This window comes from Clostridium sp. AF36-4, assembly GCF_003435975.1.
Classification (GTDB): Bacteria; Bacillota; Clostridia; order Lachnospirales; family Lachnospiraceae; genus Eubacterium_F.
Window position 1 is genome coordinate 91,021 of the sequence record NZ_QTVH01000004.1, and the last position, 14,151, is coordinate 105,171.

Sequence of the window (14,151 nt, forward strand, 5' to 3'; positions counted from 1 at the left end):
GTTAGATTTAACTAACTACATAAAGGAGGTTTAACTATGATATCGATTGTTTATTGGTCACAGACAGGAAACACGCAGGCTATGGCAGAAGCGATTAGCGAAGGCGTAACAGAAGCAGGCAAAGAAGCTAAAATTATTGATGTTACGGACGCTTCTCTGGATGCCTTGAAAGCAGAAAAAGTATTTGCACTCGGATGTCCGGCAATGGGCGCAGAGGTTTTGGAAGAAAGCGAAATGGAACCTTTTGTATCCGAGTTGGAAAGAAGCGTTGGTGGAAAGACCATTGCACTCTTTGGCTCATATGGCTGGGGTGACGGTCAGTGGATGCGTGACTGGGTAGAGCGTATGGAAGCAGCCGGCGCACGTGTATTAAACGGCGAGGGTCTGATTTGTCAGGAAGTCCCAAATGACGATGCTATTGCTGAATGTAAGGCACTTGGCAAACAGCTTGCCGCTCAGTAATGATATTTTTTATCAGTAACGCAAGTCGTGCTCCTTTTCCATTCTTTTCTAAGGGCTTATCGATAAATTTTCCCTTGTATTTTTGAGCAAATTGTATTATCATGTGAGTATGTTCAAAATATTTTTGAGAAAAGGAGGATTTAAAAATGGCTTATAAAATTTCTGATTCTTGCATCAGTTGTGGTTCATGTGCATCTGAGTGTCCAGTAGGCGCTATTTCAGAAGGCGATGCACATTACGAAATCGACGGCGGAGCTTGCTTGGATTGCGGTTCTTGCGCAGCAGCATGTCCTACCGGTGCGATTGAAGCTGAATAATTTTTATTAAAATTAAAAAGGGACTGTCATTTGACGGTCCCTTTTGTTTTGTCTTTTTCCTTACGATAATCTTGCAAGCAATTCTTTACTTAATTCCTCATAACCCGGTTTACCAAGCAGAGCAAACATGTTTTTCTTGTAACTCTCAACGCCTGGCTGATTAAATGGATTCACGCCAAGCAGATATCCACTGATACCGCAGGCATATTCAAAGAAGTAGAACAACTCACCAAGATAGAACTCGTTCTGCTCCGGAATACGAATCTGCAGATTTGGAACATTACCATCCGTATGAGCAAGCTGTGTTCCTTTCATCGCACTCTTATTTACAAAATCCAATGTTTTTCCGGCCAGATAATTCAAGCCGTCCAAATCATTTTCTTCTTTTTTCACGGTAAGGTCAAGTGCCGGTTTTTCCAGTTCCATTACGGTCTCATACATAATACGGGAACCGTCCTGAATAAACTGCCCCATTGAGTGAAGGTCGGTTGTCAAATCAACGGAAGCCGGGAAGATACCTTTCTGGTCTTTTCCTTCGCTCTCGCCATAAAGCTGCTTCCACCATTCACCTACATAATGGAAAATCGGTTCATAGTTTGCGAGTACCTCAACGGATTTGCCTTTACGGTACAAAAGGTTACGAACTGCTGCATATAAAATGGCATCGTTTTTCTCAATTGGTGTCTCTAAGCAAAGCTTACGCATGCTCTGTGCACCTTCCATAAGTTTTGTGATATCAGCACCGCTTGCTGCAATCGGAAGAAGACCAACAGCTGTTAATACGGAAAATCTTCCGCCTACATCATCCGGTACTACAAATGTTTCATATCCTTCTTCGGTTGCAAGACTCTTCAACGCACCTTTTGCTTTATCCGTCGTTGCATAAATTCGTTTTGCAGCCTCTTCTTTTCCATATTTATTCTCAAGAATCTCTTTCATCACGCGGAAAGCAATCGCAGGTTCCGTTGTGGTTCCCGATTTACTAATGACATTTACCGAGAAATCACGGTCGCCGATTGTCTCAATCAACTGTGCCAGATATGTACCACTGATATTATTACCTGCATAATAAATTTCCGGTGTCTTGCGTACAGACTTGTCCACACTGTTGTAGAAGCAGTGTCTCAAAAATTCGATTGCTGCACGGGCACCCAGATAAGAACCACCAATACCAATTACAACCAATACATCTGAATCTGACTGAATCTTTTTCGCTGCTGCCTGAATCCGCTCAAACTCAGCCTTGTCATAATCTTCCGGCAAATCAATCCAGCCAAGGAAATCATTTCCTGCCCCGCTTTTTGACTCCAAAGTCTCTCTTGCCGCATGAACCGAAGCCATCATCAATTCCACTTCATCCTCACGGATAAATTTATCCGCTAACGAATAATCAAACGTAACATGTTTTCCCATCAAATTGTTCCTCCTGTTGTGTTATTAGTCTATTAATCCACTTACCATAAATTATACTCTTTCCATTTTCTCTCTGTCAACTACTAACCGAGATATTCTTGAATGACTTCACGTATCACACTCTCTTCCTCTTTGGTAAACGTAAGGTCTTCTGATGTTAATTTCTTAGGTTCCGTTTTTTTCTTCGAAAAATCCAAATCCACAACTTTCTGCTCCGGTGTCTTATCAAAATATTCTCTTTGATATTCACTTAGATGCTCTGCATGAAACAGTTCATTTTCAAGGCGGGGTTTGCAGATATTTTCCAGATAATCCGTAATATCAACCTGCAGCATGTCAAAAAGATTCGATGTATTTGCTATGTATTCGATGAGTAATAAAACTCCGGTTGCAAAAACACCTGCTAACAGCTGTGAAAAAACAATTGCCGCAGACATTCCCTGCATCATGGCAAAAATACCGCTTGCCATACTTCCCGCCATTACGATTACAAGACAGAACCCATTGATATTTTCCCACGTTTTCATATAAAGCCCCATCATGCGGTAGTGCCACAAATATTTCTTCACAAAAAGAGAAACATTGGGAACTCCCATTTTTAACTTATAGCAGGCATCGAATTTCATCACCATTGACTTCACAAGTTTATGTTTGGAATGTCCCATATCCTGTACCTCCCTAAGCATCGCCCGGTATTTGTGGCGAATGAGGCACTTAACTAACATTGATACAAGACACACAGCAGCAATACCTGCCACAACATACTGTTTTTGAATCCACTCTGTCATATTCATCTTCCTTTCCTGTTTGATAAGACAAGTATAACAATGGGATATTCTTCTGCCTAGAAGGATATCCCATCAAATTCAAAAATCGTATGACATTATTTTGGATTATCTGCCAATTTTCGGCATCATCCAACTATTTACAAGCTTTTTCAATAATATCTGCAACTTTCACAACAGCATCCTGCTGATTGCTTTGACTCATTGCCTGTTTATAAGTTTCCTTATTCTCATCAACCGATGTAATGGCTGCCAACAATTTTTCGCTCGTTAATTCTTCTTCTTTAATCACATAGCTAAAGCCCTGTTTTTCAAAAGAAGCCGCATTCAAAATCTGGTCACCGCGGCTTGCTTCCAACGACAGCGGAATCAGAATGTTCGGTTTATGAAGGGCCAGCAATTCACAAATTGCATTTGCGCCGGCACGCGAAATCACCAAATCTGCTGCATCCAGCAAATCGCACAATTCTTTCTGAATATACTCAAACTGCACATAGCCTTCTGTCTGTTTCAGTGATTCGTCCACTTTGTCTTTTCCACACAGATGAATGACCTGATATTTTTCTAATAACTTTGGCAAAATCTCCCGGACTGCCTCATTCACACGAACGGAGCCAAGACTTCCGCCAATTACAAGAATAACCGGTTTGTTTGCCGTAAATCCACAAAAATCCAGTCCTTTGAGACGGTTTCCGGAAAACAGCTCACTTCGGATTGGCGTTCCTGTCAAGTATGCTTTATCCTCCGGCAGATTGGCAATCGTTTCCGGGAAGTTTGCACAAATTGCCGTAGCGGACGGAATACAGAGACGATTGGCAAGTCCCGGTGAAATATCGGATTCATGCAGCACACATGGAACTTTTTGTCTGCTCGCTGCTTTTACAACCGGCACCGTTACAAAACCGCCCTTTGAAAAGATAACATCCGGTTTGATTTTCTTAATCAGTTTCTTTGCCTCTGAATATCCCTTCAAAATACGGAATGGGTCCGTAAAGTTTTTTACGTCAAAATAGCGGCGCAGTTTACCGGAAGAAATTCCATAGTACGGAATATCAAAGTTTCCAATCAATTCTTTTTCAATTCCTGTTTTGGAACCAATGTAATGAATCTCAAATCCTCTTTTTTTAAGCTCCGGAATCAACGCGATATTCGGCGTTACATGTCCGGCGGTGCCGCCGCCCGTCAAAATAATTCGTTTCATAGGAAAGTCCTCTCCTTATAAATTTGCTTTAATTGCTTCTGCGATTTCCTGTAAATCAGCCGGTGTTTCACCCGGTTTCCAGCCAATGTTAATATGATCTGTGTCCCCCTCAAAACGAGGAATCACATGAACATGCAGATGGAATACGGTCTGTCCTGCTGCCTCACCGTTATTCTGCAAAATATTTACTCCATCGCAGTGATAAGTCTCTTTCAAAGCTTTCGCAATTTTGCGGGCTACAATCAAAATCTTCGATGCCTCTTCATCCGGCAGTTCAAATATGTTTGCCGCATGCTTCTTTGGCAAAATAATAACATGACCTTTCGCAGCCGGATTCACATCTAGTATGGCACGAAACATATCATCCTCATACACAACCGATGATGGAATCTCATCCGCAAGAATCTTACAAAAAATACAATTATCCACACTCATCCTTCATTTCCTCCATGTTATATATTCTGAAACCGGAAAATGGTGTCAAAATTGCGCAGGATTTTGAAATTTCCCTGTGCCGATAACTCGCCGGACATAAATGCACTCTGGAAAGTTTTTGTGCCATCAAGCACCTGCTTGAAGACTGCGGTCTTCACTTTCGCTGTAACATCTGCCTGCTCCACCGTTCCTCGGTAACAATTCAGTTTTGAATCATTAATATCAATAATAAGAGAAGATTTTTCTTCCACTAAATCAATACGAAAAACTGCTTTTAGTCCTTCCATCGGGAAAAAGTGGCTTTTCAGACGCTCTACATAATCGTCTTCATCTTTTTCCTCGCCAAGCATCCCTTTGAACAAACTTGCTAATTCCTCAATATCTTCTTTTTGTTTTTTTACATAGTTATCATTGGAAACATACTCTGATAACTGCTCGCTCTCCTGTGGCGTCAGGGAAAGATTGCTGGTTCTTAATACATTTCTCTTTACGGCAACGCTGCTGTTCGGAAAAGCAACCGCCTTTTTTGAAATCATGCGGTAAAAATTCTCTGTTTTCTTTTCAATCATTAGGCCAAACTGTGCATTCATTTCGAATTCCACATGATTATCTACATATGCACAGATACCTTCGCCCGGCACACCGCCAAGCATTTCCCATGCGCGAATCAGAGAATACTCTGCCTCTCTCTCCCCATACGTTGTCGCCATCACAACCGGCATCATATACATATGGGAAAGTTTTTCTTTGTCGCCATACAGCCAGCATGCATCCAAAAACTGATGCAGAAAACCGCCAAATCCAAACCACTCCAAAGAAGCCGCCAAAATCACACCGTCTGCCTCTTTTAACGTCTTTGGAAGTACGGTAATCGCACGCTTATCTTCATATAGATTATAGCGTTCCACAGTAACCCGCAATTCATCCAGCACTTTTGTAATTTTCTCTAACACATACAACGTCGGGTCGTCAATCAGACCTCGTCCACCATAATAAATATTAACTCTCATAAGAAACCTCCATTCGGATAAACCGCGTCATGCATAAACAAATGACAGCACCTGCTACAAAACCGCCAATATGGGCGGCATTATCTATCGTCGGATCCTGCATCCCGCTATACAGACTAATGGCAAGATACAAAATATATCGGGGTACTTCCGAAGACAACCTTCCCCGGTTCCCCACAACTAACATCACAAGCAGCGCACCCATCAAACCATATATGGCACCCGATGCACCACAAGATACACTTTCCTGTGCCATTGACAGATTGTACGCTAAGGAAACAATTCCCGCCAATATTCCGGACAAAAAGTATAAAATTAAAAATCTTATTTTCCCTGTTACTTTCTCCAGTGAATAACCAAGTATCAAAAGAGAAATCATATTGTTAAACAGGTGATCAAATCCAAAATGAAGGAAAAAATGCGTAATAAGCCGGTAATATTCATGTCTCTGTACAATATACGGCTCATACACAGCGCCCATTTTTATCATATATTCGGCATCATAACTGGAACCATGAATTTCCACATACAGATACACCACAACATTAATCAAAATCAGCAAAAGCGTCATCACCGGAATGCGGTTTTTAGTCTCCATATTTTTCTCCCTGTTCTTCCTCTTTTTTAAACTTTATGCTATGATGAATTGTAACACAGAATGAAAGGTCGGTCAATCTGCCGAGGAAAGGATTTCTTATGAACATTCACATTCATGCGGATGCGCAGAATACTAAAAATATATTGACTCTGATTGAGGAGCAGGGATTTTCACTTCCCTGTAACTGCCACGGTGCCCATCGCTGTAATGGTGCGCGGTATTCCTTTGACTGCTCCCTGATTCCAAAGAAGCCAATGGATGTATCCCTTCCGGATACTTCTGACAAAATTCAAAGTATCTCCTTAGAAAAAATGGAAACATCCGACGGCACTGCCGACACCCTTTTAATTGACCTTGGTACAACAACGATTGCCATGGCGTTTATTGATAAAGAGTCCGGTGCTCTGCGCCAGTGTAAAACTTCCGCAAATCCACAAGCTCATTTTGGTTCGGATGTCATTTCCCGAATTCAGGCTGCGACGCATGGAAATCTTTCCGATTTAACGGATTGCATCCGTAAACATATAAAAAAGGAAACCGCCCTCCTCTGCCAGATGACACATAATGACATTTCTGCCATTCGCTTCTGTTATATCGGCGGAAACACCACCATGATACATTTGCTGTTTGGCTATGACTGTACAAGCCTTGGTCACAGCCCTTTTACGATCAAGGTACCTTCCCCAGAACCACTTTCCATTGGAAACTGCACCGTCTACACCGCCCCTTGGATTTCTGCCTTTGTCGGCGGCGATATTACCGCAGGGCTTCTTTCCTGCCATTTACCGTCATCCGGTGAAAATGCTTTGTTTCTTGATTTGGGAACCAACGGTGAGATGGTTCTTAACCACAAAGGAAAACTCTATACCGCTGCAACTGCGGCAGGTCCCGCCTTTGAGGGAAACGGCCTCTCCTGTGGATGTCCCGGCATTTCGGGGGCTATCTCACATGTCGTTTTAAGAACTCTTTTCCCTTCCCTTACGACAATAAACAATGCCCATCCAATCGGAATCTGCGGTTCCGGTGCCATCAGCCTGTGTGCCGAATTACTTCGTAAACACTATGTGACAAGTGACGGTGTTCTAACTGAAAAATTTAAGACAGACGGTATTGTTTTGTCAAAAAGTCCTGATGGAAAATCAATCACCTTCCTTCCCGAAGATTTACGCAGTATCCAGCTCGCCATTGCTGCCATTGCTGCCGGTATCGATATTCTCCTAGCGGAATCCGGTGTATCAAAAAAGGAATCGTTCACACTATATCTTGGCGGCGGTTTTGGATTCCATCTGTCAATTGAAGACTGTCAGTGCATCGGCTTGTTTTCAGACCTTTGCATTTCTGAAATAAAAGTAATGGGAAACACTTGTCTTCAGGGATTGTATCAATGGGCTGTCTATGAACGGACACCGGCGATTCAAAACGACTGCGTCCCTTTGAATTTAGGGGAACACCCGGATTTTCAGAAAACCTATCTGCACCACATGACTTTTCCGGACATCCGCTAATTTTGTGTCGTTATTTTAAGTGATTTCCACCACATACTCGCCAGTCCCAAACCGCAGGATATCTCCGTCCTTTACCTTTGTTTTCTGCCACGGAACTAATCGTGTATCATTATAAAAAGTTCCCTGCCCGGACTCTTCATCCAGCAGATATACCACATCTCCTTCCCGGACAAACTGTGCATGAATGGCACTCACTCCTTTGGCGCACAGCACGCCATCGACCCGTTCTCTCTCACTTCCTATCAAAAACGGAAAATGCGAAAGCGGAACCGGTTCTTCTTTTCCCTGACAGGGAATCAAACAGACCGATAGCAAATCCGTCTCATCCCAAGAAGCAACAATCTCCTTTTGCGGCCACAATTTCCAAGCCCCATATACAGAAACGCCAAGAAAAAATATAAATGCTCCGGCTGCTTTTACCCAGTCTGTTCCACCGGAAACCGCCAGTCGAAACCATCCGCCTGCATACAAAACAACCGGCACCAGAACTCCTAAAATTAAAACTCCAATCGGAACCGCATGCCGCAAAACTTCTGTGTCCATCTGCCCTTTTTTAAACGGTAAAAATTCTTTATCCGGAGTTGACTTTGCCTGATAAATCAAAGAATCTTTTTTCTCTTCCTCTTTTGCAAAATCTGTTTCCACATGAGAATCCGAATCCATATATTCCCGCAAAGCAACAAGTGTCATCCCTTCTTCAAGAAACCTTTTGTGCAGTCCATACACGAAAAATGCCAGTTCAGTATCCTTTTGATTCATATGGTCAATTATAAACTCGGCAACTGCCGCATAAGCAGTCATTCCATAACAATCATTCCCCGGATAATATATGCCATACACTTCTTCCGAATGTTTATCCACAAAAATACAATCCGGCAGTATCCTCACATCATTTCCATCCAGTAAATATGACTCTAACCGTTCCGGCAGGGATAACAAACATTCCATAACCTTTTTCACTTTATGTTTTCCTATACCATCCTTTTCCAGATATTGTTTCAAATTCAACTTACCGGTCACATCATACACATATTGTTTTTTCTCATCCACCCATTCAATCTCCATCGGCACAAAACCGGGAATCGTCTGATAAGAAAACATTTTATCCCCGACATTTTCCAAATCATCTCCCTCAATTTTTAAATAGGTTCTCATGCCCTCCTGAACAAATTCCTGCTTCATTTTCCCCCTCCTTTTCCTTTCAGCAAATCATAATCCCACTTCATTTCCATGGGACGAATCAGTTCCTTTGTAAATACAAAATTCTGCCCGGTTTCCCTCGTTACAAAAAGTGCCTTTATTTCGGATAAAGAAATCGGCAGTGAATACCGGACATCCGCACGCACAGATGCTATCTTTTTGGTAAGTGACACCTGATTGATTTTCATTAAAAATAATTTCTCATTGAGCAGACGACAAAGATTATTTTCTTCTTTTTCAGAAACGGACAATTCTCCCCGCTCACTGCCACATTCTATCCGGTTTCCAATTTCAGAGCCTAATATCATGCGGTCATGGATATAAAAACTGCTGTACAGAAGCGCCAGTATGACCCATATCGTAATGCAGCCGACAAACACCGCCTCTACCGTATAACTTGCTTCTTTCATAAAACCATCACCACCCCGTAAGCGATTGCCGTAAAAGGAACAAACGGAATCCGTTTCTTTTTCCCTACTTTACGGAAAACAAGGAGAAACACCGAAACAATAGCAGAAAAAAACAAACTTAATGTCAAAAGTTCTATGTTGCCAAAAAAGCCAAGCGTTACTCCTGTCATCAGATAAACAAGGGCATCTCCTTCTCCGACGGCACCCCTTGTCGCTTTGCTCATCAAATATAAAAAAACACCCACTGCCACTCCCGGCATCCACTTCCAAAAATCGCCATCTACCACTCTCGCCAGCACTATGACAAGAATACCAATCACGCCGGGAAGTACCGGAATCTTTTGAAGTCTATGGTCAATTACCGCCATCACGGATAAATAAATACCGGTGATTAAAAAAATAAATACATTCATCTTATCACTTCTCCTTTCCGCCACATTTGCTGCACGGCGCACGGTTTCCCACCTGCGAAAGCATAATTTCCCGAATTGTCCGCTTAAGCCCACTGCATGTTCGCGATTTATGGTAACGGTCTCCATAAATCGTGATGTAAACTTCCTCTCCATCCTGCGGCGTTATGCCATGGTAGCATCTTTCGCATATCTTATACTTTCCACCACTGCTGTTTCTAAGATTCACTAAATCACGATACAAAACCTTTGAAATCGTAAGTTTTAAATAACTGCAATCCAGCGAGCGGTGATAAACTGTTCCGGTCTCCGTTAGATAAACAACACAGTCTTTTTCATTTTCCTTTTCCCGCCGCTCCACACCGGTAAAAGCCCTTGTATGTACGCGCTGGCGAAATTGGTAACTGCCCAGAGAAAAAATAGAAAATGGTGTTTTCACCCGGAAACCGGCAATCAAATCGATCTCGTCATTTTCTTTTAAAAGACGGGATTGAAAAAAAGTAATTTTCCCCGCCGAACCTTCTAAATACAAACTCATTTTCGCTAAATAATACGCCTGGCTTTTTATCGTATTACTTTTTGACATGCCATACTCTGCGGCGGCTTCTTTTGCCACCCGCGAAAGCGCAGACTGTACCTCATCCTGACACCGGATCATCTGCCCCAGATAACCAATTAAAATCATAGCAAACAGAAATACAGGTAAACAAATTGACGCTTCTACCGTCATAGAGCCATTTTCTTTTTTCTTCACATTCCATCCTCCCCATGCATAAACTCGAGGCGAGAAAGGGTATCCTATTGTTACACGGTTTTCATTATAATAATGTTTTATATTTTTGTTTTAGGTAAAATTTGGTTCATTCCTCAATTAAATTTTTCATAGAATACCCTTTCTCGCCTCGATTCTTTTTTAATACCCCGCACAGATTTCAACATTGATGCGGCAGTTTTTCACATCTCGTCCAAGGACGCTTTCAAGAGGTGCCATACGAAAGAAATGACTGGGGAATAAAAAACCGCCACATACTTTCATTTCGTAAACACAGCTACCCAGTTTAAATCCCTTGTAACCGTTTTTTTGCATTGCATTCTGAATCAAATCCATCACACGGTATCTTCTCGTACTCTGTTTTGTCATTGCCAGAAACAACATCAGATACTGCTGATAACCGAAACTGCTTTTTTTACTCTTCGGAAATCTTTTTGCTCTTTTTTGCAGTGAATCATGATTCATCAAAACAATTTCCGTAAAATTTGTTACAAACCTTTTCGGCGTTTTCCAAAGTGGCACATCTCTTCCATCCAAAAGAGCCGCAACATCCGTTAAGCTTTCCGATATACTCCACGTAATAAGAATTAACGTCTGCGTCAATGTAATTAACGGAGCAAGCCCGGTAAACCCAACCGCCGCAATGGCGGCTGCTCGAGCCTCACCTCGTCTTTTGGAGTCACTCTCAAGCGCCACAAAATTTGTTACTGTCCGAATCAGCAAAATACGATTTAGCACAGATTCCAGATTTTCCTCATCCGATGCCTTTCCGGCAGCCAGATATTCAAGTCCGTAATCTAATGCCTGTTTCCACTTGGCGTCCGTTTTTTCTCCGTATGCCAAAAACTTATGTTGTATGTACTCATCGAGGCAAAATTCATCCATCCCATAATCTGCCATGTCACCAAGAATCCCTGTAAGCGACACCGTATCACTCGAGATAAAATCCGATATTCTCTTTTCGTAATCTTCCTTATCTTTTTCCTGTTCTTTGTAATACTCAGCAAAAGAATCCGGCGACTGAATGGACTTTTTCGACAACTTGGACGGCGACTTTACAACAAGAGAAAGAATCCCTTTTGAAAAAGAACCCTCCAAAGAATCTTTTGGATTTTCGCCTCCCCCATCTTCTTCCACTCCGGTATAATCAAAAACAATGGATGAAGTATCATAATCCTGCCACAGCTTTTCCAGCCGTTTTTTACAGTTTTTAACACTATCCTTTTGCAGTATTTCTTCCGTTTTTGTAAGAATATCCAGGTTTGTCTTAAGTACCGGAAGAGCAGCAATCACACGCGAAATGGTATCATCTTTTGACGCTGACCCATTTTTTAGTTTCTCACCAATTTTCTGTGCCTGTTTAATACGTCCTTTAACCTTCGATACCTTTGCCAAAAACTTTAGCTTATTTTTTATATTCCAATCTTTCGTTGATTGATCCAGATTTTTCTTCATCTGTTTCCACACGGCGCCTTCAGTGACACCAAAATTCTGCCCCTTGCACTCTCCGGTAACGAACATCTTTACAAATTCCTGCTCGCAGATTATCGTACCGCCCGTCACCGTAATGCCATCCACCAACCGCATCAACTCAAGTAAATCCGTATAACATTCTGCAGCCTTTTTTTGATTTTCCACCGTCGTCTCGATATTTTTTGCGGACTTTTCCACTTTTTTCAAATCGTTTGATGAATGTAACACCTTTTGTAACTGTTCCTTCGTGACAACACGTCCCATGTAAGAGCGAATCTGCTTTTGCAGTGCCTCTGCGTGATTATCCCCCAGATACACTTTGTTTTTCACCTGAATGTCATCAATTCCGCCATCTAAAAAATCCATTTCACCTTTGTCCGCCGCAGAAATTGTATCTCCTGCATAACGCCCAATCACCTGCTCATATGGGGTACCGCCTTTCTCAATAAAAAACAATCCGTAATGCTCATAGAGTGGTCTATTGTACTCGGATAAAAGCCCTTCTGCTCCTGTCCGCAGTGTTCTCGCCGCATGGTTTTTACATACCGTATAGCGTGCCGTTTCCAACAGTGTGCCAAACAAGGCAAAAACCAAGAGAAAAACCAACGAGAGAAACACCGTGATGGAGCCCGTCAGCCTACGCAAGAATTTTCCCCGTATCTCTGGTAAAATTCGTAAACGCCTTCGTTACAACACTGGTAATTTTCGTTTTGAATATCAGCACTAAAGCAATCAAAATTACCAGAATCAAAATAATTTCAACAACACCAATCGCATCCTCTTCTAAAAAATAATTTTTCATTACATTTCTCATAGCTGTACCTTCCTTTCCATCCGCCGGCACTCACATTGTCATAAATGCCGGAACCATAATAATTCCCATAACAATCAATAACATCAACATCATCGGGAAAAGCAGTCTCGTACCTGCCTTTTCCCCCAGCTGCAGTGCGTGTTCTTTGCGCCTTTCTAAAGAATCCATCGCCTCCGTCTCTAAAATTGCGAGCATTCCTTCCGCTCCCTTTTTCATATTCTGCGTAATCAGAGAACAAAATCGCAAATACTGCTGTAACAGACAGCGCCTGCCAAAACACTCCACTGCTTTCGTCTCCGATACGCCATCGTGCATCTGACGCATCGCAACACCAAGTTCCTCATACACATACCTTTTTTTACCTCCCCTTTGGCACTTTTTCTCATACTCGCTAACCAGTCGTTCAATCACTTTTCTCACGCTTAACCCGGCACCTAAAAGCAGCATAAACTGATTTACCACCGCCGGATGGTCAAGTAAGAGCTGCTCCCTGCGAAGCGTCTGCTCCTTCTTTTGCTGCATTCTCCAAAATACCGGCAGGCAAATTATCAGAGCAAGAACCAGATACACAAGTGCATAACTTTTTTCGTCCGACTTCAAAATATAGCGCACCTTCTTACCGTCAATGGTTTCCGGCAGTTTTACAACTTCTTTTTCTGCCTGCTCTTCCATTTGCTTTGCCACTGCCTGTTCCACATTTTTCTCCCACAAACTCTTTTCACTCCACTTGACAGGCGCAATGTGAATGGGAAATGAATATATTTTCTTCCAGTTTTTCCATGAAGCCTCTGCCGTCACCTCCGTATCGACACCAGACTTTGGAATCTGCTCTTTGCAAAGGCTTCCATCTTCATTTAAATAAGTGTCTTCTACCGTCCAGTGAATCTCCATCTGCGTAGAGGGCATGGAATCCGGCAAATGCAGCGGTTTATCCACATGCTGAAGCGATTGATTTTCTCCCAGAAGTTCAGACTCCAGATACTTCTTTGTCTTGCCATCCAGATTTTCCTTCTCCTTCTCCGTAAAATCGCGGTCTGACACGATAAGTTCTAACTCCTTCTTCCAGAGTTTCTGTCCATCATTACTCTCAGCCGTAACCGCCAAAGACTGCTCTTGTTCCTGCCGTCTCACCACATAGCCATCCAAAATTTCCTGCGTATCTGACGGCTGAAATAAACAATACAAAAAACTGAGTAATAGAGCGGCCATTAACACCCCTGCTGTTTTTATCCTTTTTGTCCAAATCCGCTTCTCAACTTCTTCGGTCGGTTCTCTCACATAAATGCTTCTGGCATACTCCCTCGTAGACGAAAACATGCCAAACCAGTCTTTTTTAATTTTCATGA

16 protein-coding genes are annotated in these 14,151 nt (G+C 42.3%); 3 read left to right on the top strand and 13 right to left on the bottom strand.

Annotated features, from left to right (window positions below):
* The first annotated feature begins 36 nt into the window (after positions 1-36).
* Both DW005_RS03435 and DW005_RS03440 read left to right on the top strand, forming a co-directional pair.
* Positions 37-462: a flavodoxin gene (locus DW005_RS03435; RefSeq protein WP_117478173.1), complete on the top strand. Its 426-nt coding sequence runs from the start codon at positions 37-39 to the stop codon at positions 460-462.
* 146 nt (positions 463-608) lie between these two features.
* A complete protein-coding gene (locus DW005_RS03440) occupies positions 609-779 on the top strand; it encodes a 4Fe-4S binding protein (RefSeq protein WP_022377808.1) in 171 nt (56 codons plus the stop codon).
* Positions 780-839: 60 nt separating this feature from the next.
* Here the strand turns inward: DW005_RS03440 and DW005_RS03445 are convergent, their stop codons facing one another.
* The 6 genes from DW005_RS03445 to DW005_RS03470 form a co-directional block, all read right to left on the bottom strand.
* Positions 840-2,192 carry a glucose-6-phosphate isomerase gene (locus tag DW005_RS03445; protein WP_117478174.1) on the bottom strand — a complete coding sequence of 451 codons (1,353 nt, stop codon included), beginning with the start codon at positions 2,190-2,192 and terminating at the stop codon, positions 840-842.
* An 83-nt stretch (positions 2,193-2,275) separates the two neighbouring features.
* On the bottom strand, positions 2,276-2,980 hold the full coding sequence (locus DW005_RS03450; RefSeq protein ID WP_117478175.1) for a hypothetical protein: 705 nt from the start codon (positions 2,978-2,980) through the stop codon (positions 2,276-2,278).
* 133 nt (positions 2,981-3,113) lie between these two features.
* On the bottom strand, positions 3,114-4,178 hold the full coding sequence (locus DW005_RS03455) for an undecaprenyldiphospho-muramoylpentapeptide beta-N-acetylglucosaminyltransferase (protein WP_022377805.1): 1,065 nt from the start codon (positions 4,176-4,178) through the stop codon (positions 3,114-3,116).
* 15 nt (positions 4,179-4,193) lie between these two features.
* Complete coding sequence (locus DW005_RS03460) at positions 4,194-4,613, bottom strand: HIT family protein (protein WP_022377804.1); 420 nt, start codon at positions 4,611-4,613, stop codon at positions 4,194-4,196.
* Between the two features lie 17 nt (positions 4,614-4,630).
* Complete coding sequence (locus tag DW005_RS03465) at positions 4,631-5,623, bottom strand: SCP2 sterol-binding domain-containing protein (protein WP_117478176.1); 993 nt, start codon at positions 5,621-5,623, stop codon at positions 4,631-4,633.
* A complete protein-coding gene (locus DW005_RS03470) occupies positions 5,613-6,221 on the bottom strand; it encodes a rhomboid family intramembrane serine protease (protein ID WP_117478177.1) in 609 nt (202 codons plus the stop codon). The genes DW005_RS03465 and DW005_RS03470 overlap by 11 nt, the downstream gene beginning before the upstream one ends.
* 98 nt (positions 6,222-6,319) lie before the next feature.
* Here DW005_RS03470 and DW005_RS03475 point away from each other — a divergent pair, with 98 nt between their 5' ends.
* Positions 6,320-7,726 carry an ASKHA domain-containing protein gene (locus tag DW005_RS03475; RefSeq protein ID WP_117478178.1) on the top strand — a complete coding sequence of 469 codons (1,407 nt, stop codon included), beginning with the start codon at positions 6,320-6,322 and terminating at the stop codon, positions 7,724-7,726.
* A gap of 15 nt (positions 7,727-7,741) precedes the next feature.
* Here DW005_RS03475 and DW005_RS03480 read toward each other — a convergent pair whose 3' ends face one another.
* From DW005_RS03480 to DW005_RS03510, 7 genes are all read right to left on the bottom strand, one after another.
* Positions 7,742-8,908 (bottom strand): DUF6382 domain-containing protein, encoded by a 1,167-nt coding sequence (locus DW005_RS03480; protein ID WP_022377800.1) that lies wholly within the window; start codon positions 8,906-8,908, stop codon positions 7,742-7,744.
* Positions 8,905-9,336 carry a hypothetical protein gene (locus DW005_RS03485; RefSeq protein ID WP_022377799.1) on the bottom strand — a complete coding sequence of 144 codons (432 nt, stop codon included), beginning with the start codon at positions 9,334-9,336 and terminating at the stop codon, positions 8,905-8,907. Before DW005_RS03485 ends, DW005_RS03480 begins: the two co-directional genes overlap by 4 nt.
* Entirely contained in the window at positions 9,333-9,749 is a 417-nt protein-coding gene (locus tag DW005_RS03490; RefSeq protein ID WP_022377798.1) for a prepilin peptidase, read from the bottom strand. Before DW005_RS03490 ends, DW005_RS03485 begins: the two co-directional genes overlap by 4 nt.
* 4 nt (positions 9,750-9,753) lie before the next feature.
* On the bottom strand, positions 9,754-10,500 hold the full coding sequence (locus DW005_RS03495; RefSeq protein ID WP_117478179.1) for a TadE family protein: 747 nt from the start codon (positions 10,498-10,500) through the stop codon (positions 9,754-9,756).
* Between the two features lie 159 nt (positions 10,501-10,659).
* On the bottom strand, positions 10,660-12,636 hold the full coding sequence (locus tag DW005_RS03500; RefSeq protein WP_117478180.1) for a DUF5702 domain-containing protein: 1,977 nt from the start codon (positions 12,634-12,636) through the stop codon (positions 10,660-10,662).
* Positions 12,629-12,805 carry a Flp1 family type IVb pilin gene (locus DW005_RS03505; RefSeq protein WP_117478181.1) on the bottom strand — a complete coding sequence of 59 codons (177 nt, stop codon included), beginning with the start codon at positions 12,803-12,805 and terminating at the stop codon, positions 12,629-12,631. The genes DW005_RS03500 and DW005_RS03505 overlap by 8 nt, the downstream gene beginning before the upstream one ends.
* A 30-nt stretch (positions 12,806-12,835) precedes the next feature.
* Entirely contained in the window at positions 12,836-14,149 is a 1,314-nt protein-coding gene (locus DW005_RS03510; RefSeq protein ID WP_117478182.1) for a hypothetical protein, read from the bottom strand.
* Positions 14,150-14,151: the final 2 nt, after the last annotated feature.